The sequence below is a fragment of the Gluconobacter albidus genome (genome assembly GCF_002005485.1).
Classification (GTDB): Bacteria; Pseudomonadota; Alphaproteobacteria; order Acetobacterales; family Acetobacteraceae; genus Gluconobacter; species Gluconobacter albidus.
This window is the reverse complement of record NZ_CP014689.1, coordinates 1,015,240-1,037,278: the sequence shown is the minus strand read 5'-3', so window position 1 is coordinate 1,037,278 and position 22,039 is coordinate 1,015,240. Positions and strand designations below refer to the sequence as shown.

Sequence of the window (22,039 nt, the reverse complement as noted above, 5' to 3'; positions counted from 1 at the left end):
GGCAGAAAACCGTTAGGATCAGGTCAGACACAGCCATGCCGTCATCCTGCACAGGCCGCGAAGGCTGCCTTGATGACGGCGCAATCAGAAACACCCGCTCTGAAGGCAGACCCCATGCAGAATTTTGAATTCTACAATCCCACGCGCATCATTTTCGGCGAGAATACGATCCCGAAACTGGCGGAACATATCCCAGCCGATGCGCGCGTCCTGATCCTGTTCGGAGGCGCGAGTGCGGAGCGCAACGGCACACTTCCGGCCGTGCGCGAGGCGCTTGATGGGCATTTCATACGGGAGTTCGGAGGCATCGAAGCCAATCCGACCTTCGAGACGCTGATGAAGGCGGTCGAACTGATCCGGAACGAGAAACTGGACTTCCTGCTGGCCGTCGGCGGCGGCTCCGTCATTGATGGTACCAAATTTGTAGCGGCGGCCGTGGATTTCGAAGGCGATCCGTGGAGCATCCTCACGACGCATGGTGCGAACGTCAAAGCCGCGATGCCGCTGGGAACGGTCCTCACCCTGCCGGCAACCGGTTCGGAGATGAACAGCTTCAGTGTCATCACCCGTCAGGCCACGCGCGAAAAGCTGGCTTTCGGCAGCCCACACGTCTTCCCGCGCTTTTCGGTTCTGGACCCGACCCGCACCTACTCCCTGCCCGTCCGGCAGATTGCAAATGGCGTCGTGGATTCTTTCGTCCATATCATGGAACAGTATCTTACCTATCCGGCAGACGGTCTGGCTCAGGACCGCTTTGCCGAAGGGCTTCTGCTCAGCCTGATCGAAATCGGGCCAAAAGTCGTTTCAGAACCCGAAAACTATACGCTCCGCGCCAATTTCATGTGGATCGCAACACTGGCGCTCAACGGGATCATCGGTGTCGGCATGCCGCAGGACTGGTCCACGCATAGCATCGGACACGAACTGACGGCGCGTTACGATATCGACCATGCCCGGACGCTGGCCATCGTCCTGCCGTCCATGCTGCGTGTCCGGAAGGAAGCCAAACGCGGCAAACTCCTGCAATATGCAGCCCGCGTCTGGAACCTGCATGACGGCACGGAAGACGAGCGGATCGAAGCCGCCATTGTCAGGACAGAGAAGTTTTTCGAAAGCCTCGAGATTCCGACCCGCCTCTCCGCTTACGAGATCGGCAAAGACGGCATCGACCCACTGCTCGCGCAGCTTGAAGCCCACGGCATGACTGCTCTGGGGGAACAGTCTGAAGTCACTCTGGACGTCAGCCGCCGCGTACTCCAGCTGAGCCTGTAAAACTGGGGGCGGCTCAGGCCGCCCCTCCTTTCACGACGCAGTCCCGATGACATCTTTCAGATGCTGGGCATAGGCTGCGAGCGTTGCGTCCACATTCGGCGCCTTCATCACGTCCGTCGCCAGAAACGTCGGAAGCGCGGACATACCAAGAAATTCGTGGGCCTTGTGAAAGGGAAAATAAACCCCGTCTACGCCGCGTCCCTCGAAGAACTGATCGGGGTCTGTAAAGGCGTCTTCCGGCGCGTTCCAGGTAACCGACAACATATAATTCTTGCCCTGTACCAAGCCGCCGGAACCATATTTGCGCTCCGGATGCGCGCGACTGCGACCGTCATTGGCATAAAGCTTTCCATGACCTGCCGTCATGACTTCGTCCATGTATTTCTTGACGGTCCAGGGCACGCCCATCCACCAGCCGGGGCATTGGTAAATAACCAGATCGGCCCACAGGAAATGTTCGACCTCCTGCTCGACGTCATATCCGTCATCAATTTTCGTCTGGCGAATTTCGTGCCCGCTTTTGGAGAGGATGTCAGCGGCACAGCCCTGAAGCGTGTCATTCAGCCGCCCGTGGGAATGGGCAAAGGCCTTGCCGCCATTCAGAAGAAGAATTCTTGTCATGATTGCATATCCATTGTTGTCCCATTCCGGGTTCGTTAGAGCATCATGGACTTATGAAACCCACTTGATAAGCGTCGCGATCTCCACAAAATCTGTGAAGCAGTTTCACAGATGAGGCAGAAAATGGACAACCGTTTCGGCGAGATGAAAATCTTTCTACGCGTGGTCGAGAGCGGCAGTTTTTCCGAAGCCGCCCGCCTGTCCATGATGACGCCCTCCACGGTCAGCAAACTGATCGGGCGCGTGGAAAGTCGTCTGGGTGTTCAACTTGTAGAACGCTCGACCCGTAAACTGTCCATCACACCCGAAGGACTAGCCTATTACGAACGGGCGCAGGCCTTGATTGCGGAACTTGACGACATCGAAGGCTTCCTCTCCAGAAAAACCGTCCAGTTAACAGGTACGATACGGATCAATGCATCCGTGGCGTTCGGAGCGTTAATGGTGGAGCCGCTGCTGCCGGAATTCTGGGCGACATATCCTGACATCGTGGTGGATCTGTCCCTGTCGGACGAAATGGCAGACCTGTATCTGGACCGAACGGATATCGCGTTCCGGGTGGGAAAATTGCAGGATTCGAGCCTGACCGCGCGTCATCTGGGAAATGTCCCCCGGCTGATCGTCGGGGCACCGGATTATCTGGAGCGGTTCGGTCGGCCTGAGAGCGTGAGCGACCTGGAGCGTCACCGGTGTCTGGGATTCAATTTCCGGCGCGCGGCTCCGGTCTGGCCGTTGCAGGATCGCGGACGGATCGTGGACAGGATCGTCCGGGGGCCGCTCCTGGCCAATAATGGCGAAACCGTCAGACGCGCTGCAATCCGTGGCGCCGGGCTGGCCCGGCTGGCGGAATATCATGTCCGCAAGGATCTGATGGCGGGGCGCCTGGTTGAAGTTCTTGCAGATACGGGCACACGGGACGAGGAGGAAATCCACGCCCTCTATCAGGGCGGAAAACGGGTCCCGCAACGCATCCGGGCGTTTCTGGACTTCGTTGTTCCGCGCCTTCAGGCCAGTCTCAGCCCCGATTTCAGCTCCGGCCTCGACCTCAGTCGTTACCCAGAGCCGTGTTGAGAACGGCAGCCAGACGCACGCCAGCCTGCTCAAGACGCAGTTGCATGATCGGCCAGGTCAGTTCGGTATAAGCTTTGCCAACATCGGCGCCCTTGTTTGCCGGAAGCGCGCCATAAGCCACGCTGCGAGCCAGTGAATGGCTCTCGTCGGCCCAGTTGACAGTGGCATCGTGAACGTCGCCAGCCGCCAGATCCTGCACCCAGTATTGCGCCTCGTCCGGCGTAATCAAGGCTCCGAGGCGATCGGCTTCCTGCTTCGCGCGGGCGGGGTCGATGCTGTAGAACGGACCAACATGCAGGTTCGCTTCATGGTCGATCACCCCTTCATCCCATAGGGAATGCAGGTTCATGTGACCATTCGCGTTATTGCCGAAATAGGTCAGGTGAATCGCATTGCCACCCATGTCCTTGTTCCGCTCGGCGGCATGCAGGGGTTGGTGGATGTCCCCCATCAGGTGAACGACCCATTTCAGCGCAACCAGACGGTCCTGCGGCGATGCATGCGTATCAGCAAGGACACTGATTTCTTCGGGAAGTTTTTCAACAACACAGGCATGGTCCGGACAGTCGCGGGCCTGATCATAAGCCGGATGAGACACATCGATATCGACGTAATGCCATTTCAGCGTCTCGGGAGCGCCCCCCTTCTTCTTCGGAACATGGCCGATCGTATCAGGCCATGAGGCGACCTGATCGAGGGTCTGATGATTTTCAAGCGCCAGCAGGGCTGTGGCGGCCTTCTGGGCCTGCGGCGTCAAACGCTCCTGTGCGATATCTGCCACGATGGCGTGACCATACGGCCCCCAGGCAAATGCGCTGGAAGAAAAAGCAAGCATGCCGGCCCCGATCAGGGACGCACAGAGAACACGAAACTGCATGAAAAACCTGACTACCCATCTCTGGAAATGACGTTACCCCTGTCTCTCACCCTTTCGAGAGCACCACAAGGCATGGCGTTGTTACAACACGTGCAGGTCCTGAGGAATTACACAGAGGAGATCCGCAATAAAAAATCTCTGGAATGGCCTCATATCATTCACAATTTTTGATTCGGGAAATAAATTTTCTTCCAATAAAAAACTACGCCACTCAATATTTCGAATGATTGACATCCAATCATTGGATTTATTTCATATCATCCCGAGATAGTTTCTCGTTCACGTCGGTAGAGAGACAATTTTCTCCAAAATTCCCTGCATCTATCAGTATACTTTACCGATAAACATGAAACGCCATTCAAATTGAACTGGAGCCTTATTCTTGATAATCCAACTATTAAAAACAGTATGTCATAAAGTTTACCATAAGGCACAAAATATCATCATTGCCATTATTGTTTTCAAAAAATACCATTTACGCAAGAAAGCACGACAAAGACACAACTCGCTTAAAATCACTTAATTTTTATTTTGGAGGCTCCAGAATGTCACCCTGGGCACAGGTTTACGATCCAATAGGCAACATCTGGATTTCTGGAGCAGTCGCCCTTATTCCAATCCTGTTTTTCTTCTTCGCCCTTCTTTATATGCATATGAAGGGTCATATTGCCTGCACCATTACTGTAGGTATTACTTTCGCACTCGCTATCCTGTTTTACGGTATGCCTGTTTTCACAGCCCTGGCCGCCTGCCTGTATGGCTTCGCTTATGGATTATGGCCGATTTCGTGGATCATCATCGGCGCAGTCTTTCTGTACAAGATTTCCGTCCGGACGGGTCAGTTCGACATCATCCGCCATTCCATTTCCACCGTTTCAAAAGACCAGCGCATTCAACTCCTGCTGGTCGCGTTTGCTTTCGGGGCCTTTCTGGAAGGAGCCGCCGGCTTTGGCGCGCCTGTAGCCATCACGACAGCGCTGCTCGTCGGGCTTGGTTTTCCGCCGATCTATGCCGCCGGCCTGTGCCTGATCGCTAACGCTGCACCCGGTGCATTCGGCGCCATGGGTATTCCCGTGATCGTCGGCGCGCAGGTGATCGGGGCAGAACCTTATGCTGTGGGTCGCCTGGTCGTGATGCAGCTTCTTCTGATCGGCATCATCATTCCGTTCTGGCTGGTCGCGGTTGTGGACGGGGTCCGAGGCATTCGTGAGACGTGGCCTGTCATTCTCTTCACCGGCGTCGTCTTCGCCCTCACACAATCTCTGACGGCACTGCTGATCGGACCGGAACTTCCTGACATCATCGCACCGCTGGTGACGATGGTGGCCATCCCGGTCTTTCTACGGTTCTGGAAGCCAAGCCGGGTTTTTCGTTTCGACACCGGCGATACGGCCGCCGATGCCGTGGTCGACACCACATCCTATACGCCGTCGCAGATCCTGCGGGCATGGTCTCCGTTCATCATCCTCACGACCTTCGTCGCCGTCTGGAGCATCAAGCCCTTCAAGGCGCTGTTTACGGCGGATGGCCCACTGAACTGGACGGTTCTCGTCATCCAGTTTCCGGGGTTACACAATCTGGTGCTGAAAACGGCTCCGATCGTTGCCAGCCCGACCCCTTATGCCGCAATCTTCAAGCTGGATTTCATATCCTCTGTCGGGACAGCCATTCTGCTGGCCGGTGTGGTGACTGTTCTGTTCCTGAAGATGCGCCCTGCAGACGCCCTGAGGACATTCCGCGACACCCTGCATGAACTGCGTATTCCGATTTACGCCATCGGTATGGTGCTGGCTTTTGCATTTCTCGCAAACTACTCCGGCCTTTCCACCACGCTGGCTCTGGTTCTCGCCATGACCAAGGGCGCTTTCACGTTCTTTGCTCCGCTTCTGGGCTGGCTCGGGGTGTTCCTCACAGGCTCCGATACGTCGTCCAACGCCCTGTTCGGCGGACTTCAGGCAGCAACCGGACGGCAGATCGGGGTGAGTGGAGAGCTTCTGGTTGCAGCGAATACGGTGGGCGGCGCCGTAGGAAAGATGATTTCTCCACAATCCATCGCTGTGGCTTCGGCAGCCGTCGGGCTGGTCGGACGCGAAGGCGAACTGCTTCATTTCACTCTGAAATGCAGCATTATTCTGGCCGTTCTGGTGGGACTGATCACGACAGCGCTGGTTTTCATGGGAGTAGGCACCTGACTCATCGCTGAACTGAGAGCGTTTATGACCGGGCGCAGGAGAATTTCTGCGCCCCTTTTCTTTTTCAGGACCTGAAGAGATTGAGGAATTTCGCTACAAAAATTAATTGAGAAGCATTCTCAATAACAATAATGACCGCCCCAGGAAGATTCTGACACTCCTGTCCCCGGCATGAAGACTCCTGACAATAACGTACCATCGAAATCTTCAGCATTTTTCGGGAACCACAATAAGATAACAGGCGTTTTCGCTTTCTATCCTTTCGCCATATCGTCCGGAAACTTTATCTTTCATGGGATTATTTACCGATAATCAGCGCTCCACGGTTGCATGATCACGCGACGTCTGTAGGTTGCAGACCTCTGTAAGGTGACACTGATCACGGTCATGTCATCCGTCTCGAGTGTATGAGAAGAGTGATCCTACATGACGAAAGATCGTCACTGCCCTCTTGTTAACCTCCATGCGTCCTCCCCCAATGCCATGCGCCTGAACCGACTGATGCGAATGTCGCGCCGCGATACGCTGATGACAGGCATGGCGGGTATGGGCGTTCTGGCGGTTGGTAATGCCGTGGCCGCAGACCCCACGACCAGCACTGATCCTGAACTTGAGCGCTTCATGACAGTGTCAGCACGTCTGACAGACCGGGCGTCTCTCGATCCGCGGATCGGTCAGGCATTATACGAGCGCATTCTCCAGTCCGGCCCGGAGCGCAAGGCCCAGCTTTCAAAGCTCGCAGCGCTTCTGGAGAGCGGGACTTACGAAAACGCTTCCGCCTTCGCCAAAGCCGCGGAACAGGCTGATCCGGTATTCAAGGACGTCATTCATGACATCATGACCGGCTGGTATCGCGGTGTCGCGGACGGCAAGGTCGTGGTCTACCGCTCGGCCCTGATGTTCGACGTCACCAAGGACGCGATCTATCCCAAGACCTACGCCGCGGGCGGCCCATTCTACTGGACGACGCAGCCTCCCGAAGTCGACAAGCCGACAGGCGCGCCTGCGCTGTCGCCCTCCAAGTTCGACGTGGAACCTACCTGAGAGCGGGAACAGCATCTCTTATGTCTTCTGATCAGAATCTCTCCGCCGATGTCGTGATCGTCGGGTCCGGCGTGGCTGGCAGTTCCATTGCGAACGAACTGGCGCGTGCTGGCATTTCCGTCATCGTGCTGGAAGCCGGCCCGCGTGTGGACCGTCAGCATTTCGTGGACAATTTTCGCAATCTGGAAAACAAGCCGTCCTATCAGGGCCCCTTCCCGTCCACGCCCTGGGCCGTGCATCCGCCCAACCAGATGACGCCGAACCAGTATCTGCATACGAGCGGCCCGAACGCGGAAGCCTATCAGCAGGTCTATCTGCGGATGATGGGTGGCACGACCTGGCACTGGGCCGGATGTGCATGGCGCTACCTTCCGTCGGATTTCGAGCTTAAGACCCGCTATGGGCAGGGCCGTGACTGGGCGCTGAAATACGACGATCTTGAGCCGTTTTATTATCAGGCTGAAGTCATGATGGGCGTGTGTGGACCGGACCCGAAGGTCGAGGATCTGGGCTCTCCCCGCCAGCAGCCCTACCCCATGGAAGCGCTGCCGATTTCCTATGCGGCCCAGCAGTTCCGCAAGCTCATCAACGAAAAGACACCCTACCGCGTCGTACATGAACCGCAGGCCCGCAACACGCGACCTTATGACAGCCGTCCGACCTGCGAGGGACACAATAACTGCATGCCGATCTGCCCGATCGGCGCGATGTATAATGGCGGCTATTCCGTCTATCACGCCGAGGCCGCCGGGGCGAAGTTCGTGCCCAATGCTGTAGTCTATAAAATCGAGCGTGACAGCGCGAACAAGAAGGTGACGGCCGTTCACTACTACGATCCAGACAAGGGATCGCATCGTGTGACGGGCAAGTACTTCGTGGTCGCCGCACACTGCATCGAGACGGCCAAGCTGCTGCTGCTTTCAGCCGATGAGCAGAGCCCCGATGGTGTCGCCAACAGCTCCGGCCATGTCGGCCGGAACATGATGGATCATACGGGCGTGCAGGTGACGTTCATCAGCGGCGACAAGGCCCTGTGGCCGGGACGTGGCCCGCTTGAAACCAACGTGATCGACAATTTCCGCGATGGCGACTGGCGCGGTGACCGTGGCGCGTATCTCGTGCATATGGTCGATGACAATCAGGTTGATTTCGCAACGCAGCTTGCGATTTCAAAGGGTTATGTCGGAAAGGATCTGGAAGATCAGATCCGCTATCTGGCGTCCCATACGGTCCGTCTGTTCAGCCATAACGAGGCGCTGCCCGATCCGGACAACCGCCTGACGCTCAGTAAGACACATAAGGACGCGCTCGGCATTCCGCATCCGGATGTCTATTACAAGCTGCCGGACTACACCGTCCGCAGTTGCGAGCATACGCGTGGACTGTTCAAGGACCTCATCGGCCTGATGCATGGCACAGATGAACAGTGGACGCCGGGCTATTTCCCGCAGGATCATCCTTCGGGCAGCACCATCATGGGCGTAGACCCCAAGGACTCCGTGGTGGACGGCCATTGTCGGACGCATGACCACGAGAACCTGTTCATCGCAAGTTCGTCTGTGTTCTCCACGGTCGGGACCGGGAACATCACCCTCACCGTCGCAGCCCTTGCGCTTCGTGTTGCCGATACGCTGAAAAAAGAACTGCTCCATGCCTGATTTCAAAACCGTTTTCTGGTCTTTTCTTGTTGGTGGAACGGTTCTGAGTGGACTGTCTGCCCCTGCTGCGCGGGCGGCGGATGTAGATCAGGATGTCATGAACCGTGGCGCCTATCTTGCCACGGCTGCGGACTGCATCGCCTGCCACACCAAGCCGGGTGGCACGCCGTTCGCGGGTGGACTGAAGATCGCCACCCCCATGGGCGACATCATTTCCACGAACATCACGCCTGACGCCGATCATGGGATCGGCAAATACTCGGAGCATGATTTCGAGCAGGCCCTCCGCAGGGGCAAGCGCCGTGATGGCCAGAACCTGTATCCCGTGATGCCGTATGTTTCCTACGCGGCCATGACGGATCAGGACGTTCACGCGCTTTATGTGTGGTTCATGAACGGAGTGAAACCTGTCGCGCAGACGCCGCCCGCCACGCAACTCAGCTTTCCGAGCAATATCCGCCTGACGCTGTCAGGCTGGAACATGCTGGCGGGGACCGAGACGCAGGAAACAGGCGATTCTGCGAGTTATGACAGGATGCGTCGAGGTCGGTATCTGGCCATTGCGCTCGAACATTGCGGAACCTGCCACACGCCGCGCAACGTCATGCTGATGGAAAAGTCAGACCAGTATCTGGCGGGAAGCCCGCTGTCCGGCTGGTACGCTCCCAATATCACACCCAGCAAAACAGGCGGGATCGGAGACTGGAGCGAAGACGATCTCGTCCAGTATCTGCGCACGGGCCGGGCCAAAGGCAGAAGTCAGGCAGCCGGACCGATGGGAGAAGCTGTCGAACACAGCACGAGCCATCTGACGGATGCAGATCTGCATGCACTGGCGGCGTTCGTCCTTCAGGTCAAGGCGATCGACGATGCGTCCGACACTCAGCCTCGTGACGGTTTTGGCAAGGCGAACGACATTCCCGACCTGCGTTCGGGCAACCTGACGCGGATCGACAACCTGTCGCAGAAAGCCCCGGAAAACCTGTTCGATGCCAACTGTGCCGCCTGTCACGGGCAAAATGGCGCGGGCACCGTCGATCAGTATGCGCCGTCGCTTTACAAAAACTCCGTGGTCGGTGCGGGCCGTCCGGACAATCTGATCATGACAATCCTGACGGGTGTGAACCGCAAGACGGCGGATGGTCATGCCAGCATGCCGGCTTTCGGCAGCACTTCAGATGTACAGCGTCTGGATGATACGGAAGTCGCGAGTCTTGTGAACTATGTCAGTAAGACCTTCGGCAGCGGCACCTATACCGTGACCGCGGATCAGGTCGCAAAGGTTCGCAAGGACCACACTCCGCACTGAGCGCCACCAGTCACGGGCAACGATAAAAAAGGGGAGACGGACCAGATCCGCCTCCCCTTTTTTATCGAAAAAAACTGCGGGTCAGCCTTCGCTGGAAGGGCGCTTTGTCAGCCGCAGCAGGAAATACGGCACGAAGAAATAGAGCGCGATCACGACCATGAGCGGTTTGAGAAGCCAGTTCATGTTCTGGTGCAGCAGCGACTGGCTGAGAAGATTGCTCAGACCCATCATGCAGATCACCGAGAAAAGGCAGGCCAGATTGGCAAAAAATCCACGATCGCCGTTGATCTCGCGCAGTTGCTGAAAAAACGACCTGGACTGCGGCGCAACGCTCATGAGGACATACTTCCTGTTCGTCGGCAGAGCATGGGAAAAGCACGCCACTCGTGGTTTTCATGCTGCCGGGCGGTGAGGAAGGATACTGCCAAGTTCGGCAGGATCAAAGCCTCAACTCGATGAAGCAGAGCTATTGAAAAAAAACGGCGCCTTTATGGGGCGCCGGTTTTCAGAAGTTATTGACCGCTCAAGCCGCCTGACTGGAGACTGCGGCGACTGTAGCGGGCGCGGCCACAGCAGGAGGCGTCAGCGTGCGACGGACGGCATCATGCCAGCCATCAATCATGATACGACGCTGCGCCGGGTCCATCTTCGGTGCGAAAACACGCTCCTGCTTCCAGGTCGCCGCAACTTCGTCCAGGCTCTTCCACAGCCCGACCTGCAATCCGGCAAGGAATGCTGCGCCAAGAGCCGTAGTCTCGATATTGACCGGACGCTCGACTTCGGCCTTGAGCATGGAAGACAGGAACTGGGCGAACCAGTCATTAACTGCCATGCCACCATCAATGCGCAGGATACTCGTGCGCATGGCACCATCTTCACGCATGGCGCGGATCAGATCGTAGGTCTGATAGGCCACGGATTCCAGCATGGCACGTGCGATATGAGCCTGCGTCGAGCCGAGCGTCAGGCCGCAGATCAGACCGCGCGCATCGGGGTCCCAATGCGGGGCACCGAGGCCCACGAAGGCCGGAACCATGTAAACGCCGTGGCTGTCCGGGATACGGGTTGCCATGTCATCGGTCTGGGAGGCATGCGTAATCAGCTGCAACCCGTCGCGTAGCCACTTGATGCCCGCGCCAGCCACGAAAATGGAGCCTTCCAGCGCGTAGAAGGTCTTGCCGCCAATACGATAAGCGATTGTGGTCAGCAGACGGTTGTTGGACATAATCGGCTTTTCGCCGGTGTTGAGCAGCATGAAGCAGCCCGTACCGTACGTCGCCTTGGCCATGCCTTCATGAAAGCACGCCTGCCCGATGACGGCAGCGTGCTGATCGCCTGCCATGCCGCCGATAACAATCTTCTCACCGAACAGCTTGGCTTCCGTTTCGCCGAAATCGCTGCTGTTGTCACAGACTTCCGGCAGAAGGGCGCGCGGCACGTTGAAAAGCTGGAGCAGTTCGTCATCCCACTGCTGGGTATGGATGTTGAACAGCGACGTGCGGCAGGCATTGGTGATGTCGGTCGCGTGTTTACGGCCACCCGTCAGGCGCCACAGCAGGAAACAGTCGATCGTTCCCGCCGCGAGTTCCCCGGCTTCCGCACGGCGGCGCGCATCGGGAACATGATCGAGGAGCCAGGCAATCTTGCTGGCCGAGAAATAGGGATCCAGCAGAAGCCCGGTCTTGTCGCGAACCATGGCTTCCTTACCCTGCTGACGCAGGATGCTGCACTCATGGGCCGTCCGGCGATCCTGCCAGACGAGCGCACGGTGGATGGCCCGGCCCGTTTCACGGTCCCAGATCACGACGGTTTCGCGCTGGTTGGTGATGCCCAGAGCGGCAATCCGCTCCGGACCACCAACCTCGTCGATGGTCTCCCGCGCCGTGGCGAGCACGTCACGCCAGATATCCTCGACGTCATGCTCCACCCAGCCGGGCTCAGGGTAATGCTGCGGGAACTCACGGCGGGAAAGGGCCAGAGCCTGCGCATCCTTTCCAAAGACGATGCTGCGGGTCGAGGTCGTGCCCTGATCGATGGCGAGGATGCAGTCTTTCTTGTTCATGATGTGCACTCCGGCAAAAATCTTGAAAGTTCGGGAAATTTCAGACTGATTTCAGGAAACCCTGTTGACGGCCGGGAAGGCAGGATCGTCAGGATTGGACACGACCAGAACCGGTTCGGCGGGATTGATTCCGGCGGGGGAGACGATCACCGTCTGCTCCAGATAGCGCGGCATGAACGGACGCAGACCGAACTGATAGACCGCTGCACCGATCGGGCCACCGATCAGAGGAGCAACGATGGGTACCCAGAAGTAGTTGCCCGGTGCCGGCAATGCGCTCTGCCCCCAGCCCGCGAAGAAGCAGAATAGGCGCGGACCAAAATCACGGGCCGGGTTGATGGCCCAGGCATCCAGATAGCCGCAGGACGCACCGATGATCGCTACCAGAAGACCAATGATCAGCGCGCTGGAATTCGCCTGAGGTGCCTGTGTGTTGTACTGGCAGGTGATCGCGAAAATCCCGAAAACCAGAACGGCTGTCAGAACCAGTTCGTCCCAGAACGCATGCGACACCGTGACGAAATCGCCAGGATGGGTGAAGAACACGCCCGCAGCACCGCCATCAACGCCGCGCGTCAGGTTATGCGCCAGGTTGAAGTGGTCGATAACCGGGACATAGAGCGAGTAAATCAGTGCCGCACCCGCAAAGCCGCCCAGAACTTGAGCGCTAATGTAGGGAAGCACTTTTTTCCACGAAAAGCCGCGGAACATCGCCAGTGAAAGGGTGACGGCCGGGTTTGCATGGGTTCCGCTGATCGCGCCAGTGGCATAGATGGCCACCGTCACGCCCAGACCCCAGACGATACACACGCCCCAGTAAGCCGTTTTGTACGGGCTGGGGTCGTAGAGCGAGTACATGGCCGCAACGCCATCTCCGAAGAGAATGATGATTGCGACTGCGAAGAACTCCGCAAGGAGTTCACCAAGGTAACGCCTGTTTTCTGACATGACTGATATCCGCCATGAAAAATGAAGCAAAAATGGTCAGGCGACGTTCTGACGCACGACCGGATCGGGATTGGAGACGGAGGCAACACCTGCGGACAGACGCTCCTCCACATAGGTCTGAAGAGCCGCGCGATCGGCATCGCTGACAAACAGGCCAAGCCGTGAACGACGCCACAGGATGTCCTCGCCGGTACGGGCCCATTCGTTGTCGATCAGGTAGTCCACTTCCCGCGCACTGAGCGTATCGCCGAACATCTGGCCCATACCCTGCGCATCGGCTGTGGCGATTTCATACGCCCGCAGGCCGTAATTGCGCATCAGGCGCCACGAACTGCGCTCGGACAGGTGCGGGGCATATCCCCGGAAGCGCCGGAGCTGTGCCTCGAAATCCTTCGGAGCAAATTCGCCGCCCGGAAGCGGCATTCCGTCCGTCCAGCCCGGCTTGCGCAGGACAGGAAGATGTGGCGCAAGCTTCTCGACAGCATGTTCCGCCAGTTTGCGGAAGGTCGTGATCTTGCCGCCGAAAACGGACAGGATCGGCGCGGCAGTCGCATCCACATCCAGCACATAATCGCGCGTCACAGCCGAGGCATTGCCCGAATTGTCGTCATAGAGCGGACGCACGCCAGCGTAAGTCCAGACGACATCATCGGGACTGACAGTTTTCGTGAAATAGCGGTTCACGCTCTCGCACAGATAGCTGATTTCGTCAGGCGAGATGTCGACCTTCCCAGGATCCTTCTCCCACGGAACGTCCGTGGTCCCAATCAGGGTGAAGTCCTGCTCGTAAGGAATGGCGAAAACGATCCGCTTGTCCGGGTTCTGGAAAATGTAGGCCTGCGCCCCATCAAAGACGCGCGGAACTACGATGTGGCTTCCTTTAACCAGGCGCACCTTGTTGCGACTTGGCACGTTCAGGCGATCCTGAAGCAGTTCCGCAACCCATGGACCAGCGGCGTTGATGAGAGCTTTCGCCTGAACGGTGCTCTGCTCGCCCGTACGGGTGTTTTCGAGGGTTGCGGTCCAGTTTTTCGGGCCACGAACAGCCTTGACGAGGCGAGTGCGGGTCTGAACGTTCGCACCGACGCGCACGGCATCCATGGCGTTCAGAACCACAAGCCGACTGTCCTGCACCCAGCCATCCGAATATTCGAAGCCGCGCACATACTCCGAACGCAGCGGTTTGCCCGCCAGAGCAGACCGCAGGTTCAGCGCCTTCGTCTTGGGAAGGGTCATGTTCGGGCACAGATGATCGTACAGAAACAGCCCCATACGCAGCAGCCAGGCCGGGCGCAGCATTTTCGAATGCGGCAGGACAAAGCGCATCGGCCAGATGATGTGCGGCGCAATCTTCAGCAGACGCTCACGCTCCATCAGGGCCTCGCGGACCAGCCGGAACTCGTAATATTCGAGATAGCGCAGACCACCGTGAATGAGCTTGGTGCTGGCAGACGATGTATGGCTTGCAAGGTCATCCTGCTCGACGAGAAGCACACTCGCTCCCCTGCCTGCGGCATCTCTCGCAATTCCGCAACCATTGATCCCGCCGCCAACGACCAGCAGATCGTAGGGCACGGACGGGGTGGCCGCAGATGAAACCTCGTGAATCGATGACATCATGATCTCCTGTCATCACGCTCCAAAACGAGCGGTCGATGTTCGTTTTGGAGCATGTTGAGCGATAAAGAAAGTGTTTTATGTTATTCGTAACGCAATAGTGTTAGAAGATGCGGCTTTATTCGTGATTTTCAGCCACATGCAGCGTGACGCCTGCAGCTTCCAGAAGCCGCTGGAAGGATTCGGAGACCGGACGATCAGTGATGAGATCGTCGATATCGCGCAGATCCCCTACCCTGCCCAGCGGGTGTCGCGTGAACTTCGTATGATCCGCCAACAGCAGAACACGTCGCGAGTTCCGGATGATTGTCCGGGCACACTGGATTTCCTCCAGATCGAAATCCAGCAACGTGCCGTCTTCCTCGATCCCGCTGATCCCGATCACGCCAAATTCCGTGCGGAACGAGGACAGCGTGTCGATGGCTGTGGCGCCGAGAATGGCGCCATCCTGCGGGCGCAGCTGCCCCCCCGCAATGATGGTATGAAAATCAGCCCGTCCCGACACCAGCGAAGCCACATGCAGGTTGTTCGTTACGATCCGCAGATCCCGGTGGCTCGTCAGGGATCGGGCAAAGGCTTCCGTCGTGGTGCCGATATTGATGAACAGGGACGAACGGTCGGAAATCAGCGCCGCGGCATAACGTCCGATCGCATCCTTGGCGGAAGAATTGAGGATCTGGCGGGCGTCATAATCCAGGTTTTCTACCGTGGAGACCGGCGTCGCACCTCCATGATGGCGACATAGCAAACCCAGTCCCGCAAGATGGGTCACATCCCGGCGAATGGTCTGGACCGCAACGCTGAAATGCTGCGCCATCTCCTCATTGGCCATGTAACCCTGACTGCGAACCAGACGTACGATCTGGTCCTGTCTCGGGCTGGTGGAGGACGGATCGTAGGGCATGATATGTGGTCCGGACACGAAATGTGAGAAAGCGAACATAAGCGCACATTTTCTGTCACGGGAAGCCCGCAATATTCCCAAAACCTTCCTTCCAGATGCAGGAAAGCAACCACCGGGCCTCACAGGCCGTTACAGATCGTGCTCCAAAAGCCATATTCCGGCCATGTCAGAAGATTTACCTGACGCTTGCATGCTCGGAACGGAACAACCGGGTCTGAAGGTGAGTTATGAAGACAAGATTATTCGCAGGATTGATGGCAGGCTGCCTCCTTGCCGCAGCCCCTCTCGCTTCCGCCGACCCGCGCGACGCAGGCCCCCGGGGCGGACCAGGGAATGGGCCATCGGGAAATGGTGGACCCGGATGGCATGGGGGCCCGGGACGGAATGGCGATTATCGCGGTGGCGGCCGAGGCGGCCATGACCGCGTCTGGCGCCGGGGGGATCGTTATGACGGCCCTCGTGGCGGCCGTTGGGCTGTCAACAACTGGCGCAGCTATCGCGGCCTGTATGCCCCACCCCCTGGCTACTACTGGACGCGATATAATAACCAGTTTCTGTTGACAGCTCTGGCAACCGGTCTGATCGCAGGGGTCGTCACTGCCAATAACATGACGCCCCCTCCTCCTCCGCCGCCCGGATATGGCCCGGGACCGCGCTGAAAAACAGCTTCCCGGCTGCTTCAGCCCTGAATCAGCGCCGCGACCTCGCTCCACTCCGGTGCAGCGTCCGCGGCGCCATGACGCGTCGTGGCCAGAGCGCCACAGGCGGAGGCGATCCGGGCGGCTTCCGGCAGGGTTTCTCCACGGGCCAGCGCAACGGCAAGTCCTGCATTGAAGCAGTCCCCGGCAGCTACGGTATCGACGGGAACAACCTGAAATGGCGCCAGATGCCCTGATGAAGTGCCATCGTGCCAGAACACCCCCTTCGCCCCCATCTTCACCAGAACGGCGCGGACACCCTTCTTCAGAAGAGCTTCCGCAGCGCTCTTTGCCTCTTCTACCGTTGTCGGTCGCAGACCGGTGAGGCTGAAGGTCTCGCTTTCATTGGGCGTAAGAATGTCGATCTCAGCCCAGAGGGCCTCAAGAAGCTCCTGTTCAGGAGCAGGAGCAGGATCGAGCACGACCAGGCCCCCTGATCGCTTCGTCTGGCGCGCCGCCGCCAGAACCGCCGTCTGCGGGATTTCAAGCTGAAGCAACAGAACCTTCGCCCTGTCCAGCCAAGGCGAGGCCAGCATGACATCCGTTTCGTCCACCGCCATGTTCGCTCCTCCGGCGACGGTGATGCAGTTCTCTGCCGAGGCGTCGATCCCGATCAGCGCAATGCCGGTCGGGTGCTCGGAATCGTCATGCAGCGGAGACAGATCGACGCCGAACCCCTCAAGGCTGGCCCGCGCCTGCGCCCCAAAAGCGTCGCACCCTACACGCCCGGCGAGGGCGACATCCACATCGAACAATCGCGCCAGTCTTGCTGCGGCGGCAGCCTGGTTACTGCCTTTTCCACCCAGCCCGATCACATAACTGTCGGCATGAACGGTTTCGCCCGGTCGGGGAAGCCGCTGGCTGCGGGCCGTCAGATCAATATTGATACTGCCAAAGGAAAGGATCAGAGGCGTCCGCAAGGTCATGTCCATCAGGCCGAAAAATGGAGAAAAGAAGAATTTTTCAAGCCTGCTTATCGGATGGTCCGTCCCCCTTCAAGCGCGCCAGCCGACAGACCTAGGGCAATGAAACGCCAGGACATCATTATCCCTTTTCCAGTCCGGATATGCGCCTTCTTTGTGCAACTTTTCGCAGAAGCAGCAGTTTTCTTTTCTCGACTTCCCTCCCGGGTCGACAGGACTGTGTCTTTCGCAAATGAATGTGATAGGCTTCAGCACTCCTGATGGCCGCGCGAAAGTTTCCCGTTCCTTATGCGACCTGCCCGCCTTCGATCCTGCATTTCCGGCCCCGCTTTTCTCCTGACGGGCGGATGCACTCTTCGCGGCGCTCCGGCTTTTCCGATCATGGGAGCCTATTTTCCGGGATGGATGGCCTGCGCCCTGATCGGCGTGGCGACGGCTGTGGGCCTGCGCGTCCTCTTTCTGCTGACGGGGCTTGATGCGCTGCTCAGCTTCCGCCTCTTCACCTATGTCGCCCTTGGCGTCATCGCCGCACTGACAGTGTGGACACTGGTATTCGGACCCTGAACGTGCAGCGCATTCCTGTTTCCAGCAAAAAACCGGTCGGCATCCTCATCGCGGTCCTGTGCGTAGGGGCGGCTACTACCTTCGGCATCCACGTCTCTCACGAGGACAGCGCGCACCCCTCTTCTGACAGCGGCATCATCGACGCGGAGGTGGTGCATATCGCCGCGGTCGTGGGGGGACGCCTGAAAGAACTCAACGTTTCGGTCAACCAGCATGTTCACAAGGGCGACGTACTGTACCGGATCGACCCGGAGCCTTACGAACTGACGCTCCGACAGGCCAGGGCCAATCTGGATCTGGCCAATGCGGAAGTGGAGAACCAGACACGCCTGCTCAGCGTCAAGACCTCCAACGCAGCCACCGCCGGAGATCAGGTCTCCCGCGCCCAGACCAACCGGGATCTGGCGGCCCGGACAGTAGAACGGCTTCAGCCTCTGGCCGGAAAATCCTATATCCCCTGGCAGCAGTACGATCAGGCCCGCGTCGCCCTGCATGATGCCGAAATATCGTTGGCCCAGTCCCGCATCCAGTCCACAGCCGCCACAACCGCCATAGGCGACCTGAAAAGTTCCATCGCTGCACGCGACGCCAGTCAGGCAGCCTACGACCGCGTCCGGTATGAACTGCGACAGACGACGATCATTGCCCCTGCGGACGGATATGTCACCAGCCTGCGCGTGAAGGTCGGTGAGGTCCTGGCCCCCTCGCAGTCCCTGTTCACGCTGATCGCGGATAACGAATGGTATGCCATGGCCAATATCCGGGAAGGCGATCTCGATGCCGTCGGGATCGGCGACTGCGTGACGGTCCACTCCATGATTGACCGCAACACGCCGATCCGCGGCCATGTCGAGAGCATTGGCTGGGGTGTTCTTTCGGTAGATTCCTCCGGAATTGCCCGCTCCCTCCCCCTTGTGCCGCGACAGATGGACTGGGTCCATGTAGCCCAGCGTTTTCCGGTCCGTGTCCAGCTGGAGAAGGCAAATCCGCTTCTGCTGCGGCTCGGCGCTACCGCGACAGTCGAGGTCCGGCATGGTGCTGCCTGTCCCTGAAACCTCCCATCCTCCGGATGTCCCGGTGGATCGGGACGTGACCCGCCCCGCACCGCCAGTACGCCCATTGGGACTGGCGCGGATCTGGCGTCTGATAGGGGACCCTGCACCGGGGCGTATGGGCTACGCTCTGCGCATGGCCGCAGGCTGCACGACCACGGTTCTGGTTGGAGAAATCTGGCAGGTCCCCGATCTGGGCGTTCCAGCACTCGTAACGATGGCGCTCTGGCAGAAAGATCGCGTTACCAATGCTCTCGCCGGTGTGGCGGTGAACATCGTGGTGGTGCTCCTGCTCCTGCTGATTTATGGCCTGATTCAGCTCACGCTCGATCATCCGATGGAGCTGGTGATCGTCATCGCCATCCTGTCGTTCGGATTCTTTTTTCTGGGATCGGCCAGCAAACTCAAACCCGTGGCCTATCTCTTCGGCCTGATTACCGTATTCGGGCTGGTCGTGATTGACCAGGTCCCGGTCGGGGAAGTCATCACACGGGCAATTCTTTATACGGATCTGTTCCTGGCTGTGCCGGGAGCCGTCATGATCGTGCTCGGGCTACTGATCTGCCCGTCCCCCCGCAGACTTCTGACCGATGACATCGCTGCCCGCCTTCGCATGGCGTGCCGCCTGCTGCGCGGCGCCGATGATCGCACCCGCGAGCAGGCAACGGACATGCTGCGTACCGGCACGACGGACATGATGAAGTCTGCGAAGATGGCCAGCCTTGAAAAAATCTGGGCAGCCAGAGATCTGGCCTGCCTCAGACAGTCCGCGAGCAGCAGCGTCGCCGTTCTTGCCCTCGCCGATGAAGCAGGCCGAACCGGAATACCGGCAGAAGACGCAACCCATCTGCTGGAAACCCTTGAAAAGATGGCTGCCATTTTCACGGATGGAGACTATCCGGCTGCCATAGAACGGCCTGCTGTCAGCCCTGCCTCTCCTGCAGCCTCCGCTCTGGCGGATATGCTGCTTGATTTTGCAACGCCACCGCCAGAGGGCGCCGCACCTGGCCTGAAGGAGAAAAAATCCGGCTTCTTTGCGGATGATGCTTTCAGCAACCCCGAGCATGTGCGCTTTGCGGTCAAGGGCACGGCTGGAGTCATGCTCAGCTACCTGGCGTTTATGGTGCTGGACTGGCCCGGTATCCACACCTGCATCATCACCTGCTTCATCGTTGCACTGCCCACGATGGGAGAAATGGTTTCCAAGCTGACCCTGCGTATCTCAGGGGCTCTTGTGGGCGGGGCAATTGGCATTGGCTCCATTATTTTCGTCATGCCCCATCTGGACGGAATCACCGGCTTTCTGGTGCTGATTTTCGCAGTGTCCCTGCTCGCAGCCTGGGTCAAGACCGGCGATGAGCGGATTGCCTATGCCGGATTTCAGATCGGCCTGGCCTTTTACCTGTCGGATCTGAAAGGCTTTGGCCCCACCAGCGACATGGAGACTGCCCGGGACCGGATCATAGGGATCATGCTGGGCAACTTCATCACTTATGCCATGTTCACGAGCTTCTGGCCGACCAGTGCCCGCGACCGGATTGGAGAAGGTCTGCGCAAACTGGCCGAGACCCTGCAACGACAGTCTCAGGCCCTGACGCCACAGGTGCGTGCGGAGGCCATTGCCAGCACCCAGTCCACCCTCCTGGAAAGCGAACGCACTCTGGAATATGTCATGGCGGAACCCATCAACACGCGCGTTGACCTGCCCCGCCTGCAAGAAACAAAACAGGCACTTGATGACGCTGGCCGTCTTTCGGAAGACCTGCTCGTCAATCCTGACAGAACAGACCTGACCGATCACACGGCGCGACTGAAAAGACTTGCTGGATAAGCTGTGGGGAATACTGCCACTTTCATGGAAATACTCCCCTGAAACCCCGAACTAGGCGTCCAGAAGTTCCCGTGACAGTTCAACATGCTTGCGGGCATATTGCACAGAGTTAATGGCGTTCTGAACCCGCTCCTGAGCGGCTTCAGCCCTTTGCAACGCAGCAGCCGGATCAGCACGCACAGCGGAAATCGCCTCTGCAAGCGCTGTCGGATTCTGTGCCGGCACATAAAGTATGGAGTCCGGGCCAAAATAATCTGTCAAACCACCGCAATCCGAGGAAATGACTGGAACACCCAGAATAATAGCTTCCTCCACAACGGTAATGCCCGAAGCATGACGATTGTCCTGAAGAGGAACAACCACAATATCAGCTTCAGAATAAAGACCGATCAGCTCGGAATTATTTTTCGCCCGCACCAGTTCGACGTTGGGAACATTCTTTGCCGCGTCAGATGCGGCGCGAGCGCTGCTTGCAATACTGAACTCAACGTCCGGAAGCGCCTCCGCTGCCGCACAAAAGGTTTTCCAGTCCCTGTGTTCATCGTTCCCGAGCGAGAGAACCTTGAGCTTTTTCCCCTGGCAGGTTTTGCGAGCCGGCTTCATGTCGTCCGCCCGGATACCAAAATGTACCCGCTCGATACGAAGCTCCGGAAACAGTTGACGCCCGTCATCACGGTTGCAGACCGAGAGGACAGTCAGCAGATCGAGGTGCTTCATAAGGAACCGGAAAAACCACCGTCTCCAGAACGGCTGCTTACGCCACCGGTCCATCAGCCAGACGACCTGCCCAAGAATTTTGGGCCTCTGCGTCGGCCTCAGAATGCGGAAGAGCAGCAGAACCGCCAGCATCTGCGATTCCGTGTGGGTCCATACCACATCGGCCGCAAGCAGTTGTTTGCGGTTACGCCATGCATGAACAAAGTCGAAACCCAGCACGGCGCGAGCGCCGTAACGCACAAATTTCTGAGGTAGATTTTCCTGCGAATCTTCGGAATAGACGATTTTTACATCGTCAGAGGCAGCCCGGGAGTAGCCATAAGCCTGCTCCTCGTTCAGCCCCAGAATGCGGCCTGCTTTCCAGCGTTCCCGCCAGGCCGTCCCTCCAAAACCGTACGCAAGCTGCACAAAAACTTTCATCGCATAATATCCAGCTGTAATACTTAAAAATACTTTAAAACATAGGATGACATCAATGAAAAATTAATGAAAGATTAATGAAAAATAAGCCGTCCCTCTTCCGGCAGACGGTCTGTGGTTTTGATTGTCCGATCCAGATGTAAATCCCAGGCCACCCTCTGTGGGGACAGGCCCTCCCCGTCTGTGTCTTTCAGGAAACAGTCATGGGGAAACGCACAGGATACCGGCGCTAAAACTGGCGAATCATTTTGACACTCAG

20 protein-coding genes are annotated in these 22,039 nt (G+C 58.0%); 11 read left to right on the top strand and 9 right to left on the bottom strand.

Features of this window, described 5'->3' with window-relative positions; all coding sequences use genetic code 11:
- Positions 1-114 precede the first annotated feature (114 nt).
- A complete protein-coding gene (locus A0U94_RS04615) occupies positions 115-1,272 on the top strand; it encodes an iron-containing alcohol dehydrogenase (RefSeq protein ID WP_077802586.1) in 1,158 nt (385 codons plus the stop codon).
- Positions 1,273-1,302: 30 nt separating this feature from the next.
- Here A0U94_RS04615 and A0U94_RS04610 read toward each other — a convergent pair whose 3' ends face one another.
- The gene (locus A0U94_RS04610; RefSeq protein WP_077802585.1) at positions 1,303-1,893 is read right to left on the bottom strand and encodes an NAD(P)H-dependent oxidoreductase; all 591 of its coding nucleotides are present in this window, start codon (positions 1,891-1,893) and stop codon (positions 1,303-1,305) included.
- Between the two features lie 123 nt (positions 1,894-2,016).
- Between A0U94_RS04610 and A0U94_RS04605 the strand changes: the two genes are divergently transcribed.
- Positions 2,017-2,964: a LysR family transcriptional regulator gene (locus A0U94_RS04605; RefSeq protein WP_077802584.1), complete on the top strand. Its 948-nt coding sequence runs from the start codon at positions 2,017-2,019 to the stop codon at positions 2,962-2,964.
- Here the strand turns inward: A0U94_RS04605 and A0U94_RS04600 are convergent.
- On the bottom strand, positions 2,939-3,841 hold the full coding sequence (locus A0U94_RS04600) for a S1/P1 nuclease (RefSeq protein WP_208611674.1): 903 nt from the start codon (positions 3,839-3,841) through the stop codon (positions 2,939-2,941). The two genes, A0U94_RS04605 and A0U94_RS04600, sit on opposite strands and share 26 nt — an antisense overlap.
- A gap of 545 nt (positions 3,842-4,386) precedes the next feature.
- Between A0U94_RS04600 and A0U94_RS04595 the strand changes: the two genes are divergently transcribed.
- The 4 genes from A0U94_RS04595 to A0U94_RS04580 all read left to right on the top strand — a co-directional run bounded on the left by A0U94_RS04595 (position 4,387) and on the right by A0U94_RS04580 (position 10,044).
- Positions 4,387-6,033 (top strand): lactate permease LctP family transporter, encoded by a 1,647-nt coding sequence (locus A0U94_RS04595; RefSeq protein ID WP_077802583.1) that lies wholly within the window; start codon positions 4,387-4,389, stop codon positions 6,031-6,033.
- A gap of 426 nt (positions 6,034-6,459) precedes the next feature.
- The gene (locus A0U94_RS04590) at positions 6,460-7,077 is read left to right on the top strand and encodes a sorbitol dehydrogenase family protein (RefSeq protein WP_062027489.1); all 618 of its coding nucleotides are present in this window, start codon (positions 6,460-6,462) and stop codon (positions 7,075-7,077) included.
- Between the two features lie 20 nt (positions 7,078-7,097).
- Positions 7,098-8,735, top strand: coding sequence for a GMC family oxidoreductase (locus A0U94_RS04585; RefSeq protein WP_077802582.1), 1,638 nt, complete (start codon positions 7,098-7,100; stop codon positions 8,733-8,735).
- Positions 8,728-10,044 (top strand): c-type cytochrome, encoded by a 1,317-nt coding sequence (locus tag A0U94_RS04580; RefSeq protein WP_077802581.1) that lies wholly within the window; start codon positions 8,728-8,730, stop codon positions 10,042-10,044. The genes A0U94_RS04585 and A0U94_RS04580 overlap by 8 nt, the downstream gene beginning before the upstream one ends.
- A gap of 81 nt (positions 10,045-10,125) precedes the next feature.
- Here A0U94_RS04580 and A0U94_RS04575 read toward each other — a convergent pair whose 3' ends face one another.
- The 5 genes from A0U94_RS04575 to A0U94_RS04555 form a co-directional block, all read right to left on the bottom strand.
- Entirely contained in the window at positions 10,126-10,380 is a 255-nt protein-coding gene (locus A0U94_RS04575) for a hypothetical protein (protein WP_062027483.1), read from the bottom strand.
- A gap of 187 nt (positions 10,381-10,567) precedes the next feature.
- Positions 10,568-12,106, bottom strand: coding sequence for a glycerol kinase GlpK (gene glpK, locus A0U94_RS04570; protein WP_077802580.1), 1,539 nt, complete (start codon positions 12,104-12,106; stop codon positions 10,568-10,570).
- A 51-nt stretch (positions 12,107-12,157) separates the two neighbouring features.
- Positions 12,158-13,054, bottom strand: coding sequence for an MIP/aquaporin family protein (locus tag A0U94_RS04565; protein ID WP_062028389.1), 897 nt, complete (start codon positions 13,052-13,054; stop codon positions 12,158-12,160).
- A 36-nt stretch (positions 13,055-13,090) separates the two neighbouring features.
- Positions 13,091-14,671, bottom strand: coding sequence for a glycerol-3-phosphate dehydrogenase (gene glpD, locus A0U94_RS04560; protein ID WP_077802579.1), 1,581 nt, complete (start codon positions 14,669-14,671; stop codon positions 13,091-13,093).
- A gap of 118 nt (positions 14,672-14,789) precedes the next feature.
- Positions 14,790-15,575, bottom strand: a complete 786-nt coding sequence (locus tag A0U94_RS04555) for a DeoR/GlpR family DNA-binding transcription regulator (protein WP_077803841.1) — start codon at positions 15,573-15,575, stop codon at positions 14,790-14,792.
- Between the two features lie 270 nt (positions 15,576-15,845).
- Here A0U94_RS04555 and A0U94_RS16035 point away from each other — a divergent pair, with 270 nt between their 5' ends.
- Both A0U94_RS16035 and A0U94_RS16030 read left to right on the top strand, forming a co-directional pair.
- The gene (locus A0U94_RS16035; protein WP_244178131.1) at positions 15,846-16,136 is read left to right on the top strand and encodes a hypothetical protein; all 291 of its coding nucleotides are present in this window, start codon (positions 15,846-15,848) and stop codon (positions 16,134-16,136) included.
- Positions 16,079-16,234 carry an RcnB family protein gene (locus A0U94_RS16030; RefSeq protein ID WP_231865248.1) on the top strand — a complete coding sequence of 52 codons (156 nt, stop codon included), beginning with the start codon at positions 16,079-16,081 and terminating at the stop codon, positions 16,232-16,234. The genes A0U94_RS16035 and A0U94_RS16030 overlap by 58 nt, the downstream gene beginning before the upstream one ends.
- Positions 16,235-16,254: 20 nt before the next feature.
- Here the strand turns inward: A0U94_RS16030 and A0U94_RS04545 are convergent, their stop codons facing one another.
- The gene (locus A0U94_RS04545; RefSeq protein WP_077803840.1) at positions 16,255-17,199 is read right to left on the bottom strand and encodes a ribokinase; all 945 of its coding nucleotides are present in this window, start codon (positions 17,197-17,199) and stop codon (positions 16,255-16,257) included.
- Between the two features lie 285 nt (positions 17,200-17,484).
- On the opposite strand from A0U94_RS04545, the gene A0U94_RS04540 reads away from it, so the two are divergent.
- The 3 genes from A0U94_RS04540 (at position 17,485) to A0U94_RS04530 (ending at position 20,643) form a co-directional block, all read left to right on the top strand.
- Complete coding sequence (locus A0U94_RS04540) at positions 17,485-17,760, top strand: YtcA family lipoprotein (protein WP_077802577.1); 276 nt, start codon at positions 17,485-17,487, stop codon at positions 17,758-17,760.
- Positions 17,761-17,762: 2 nt separating this feature from the next.
- A complete protein-coding gene (mdtN, locus tag A0U94_RS04535; protein WP_077802576.1) occupies positions 17,763-18,812 on the top strand; it encodes a multidrug transporter subunit MdtN in 1,050 nt (349 codons plus the stop codon).
- Between the two features lie 118 nt (positions 18,813-18,930).
- A complete protein-coding gene (locus A0U94_RS04530) occupies positions 18,931-20,643 on the top strand; it encodes an FUSC family protein (protein ID WP_077802575.1) in 1,713 nt (570 codons plus the stop codon).
- A 51-nt stretch (positions 20,644-20,694) separates the two neighbouring features.
- On the opposite strand, the gene A0U94_RS04525 is transcribed toward A0U94_RS04530, so the two are convergent.
- Entirely contained in the window at positions 20,695-21,780 is a 1,086-nt protein-coding gene (locus tag A0U94_RS04525; protein WP_077802574.1) for a glycosyltransferase, read from the bottom strand.
- Positions 21,781-22,039 lie beyond the last annotated feature (259 nt).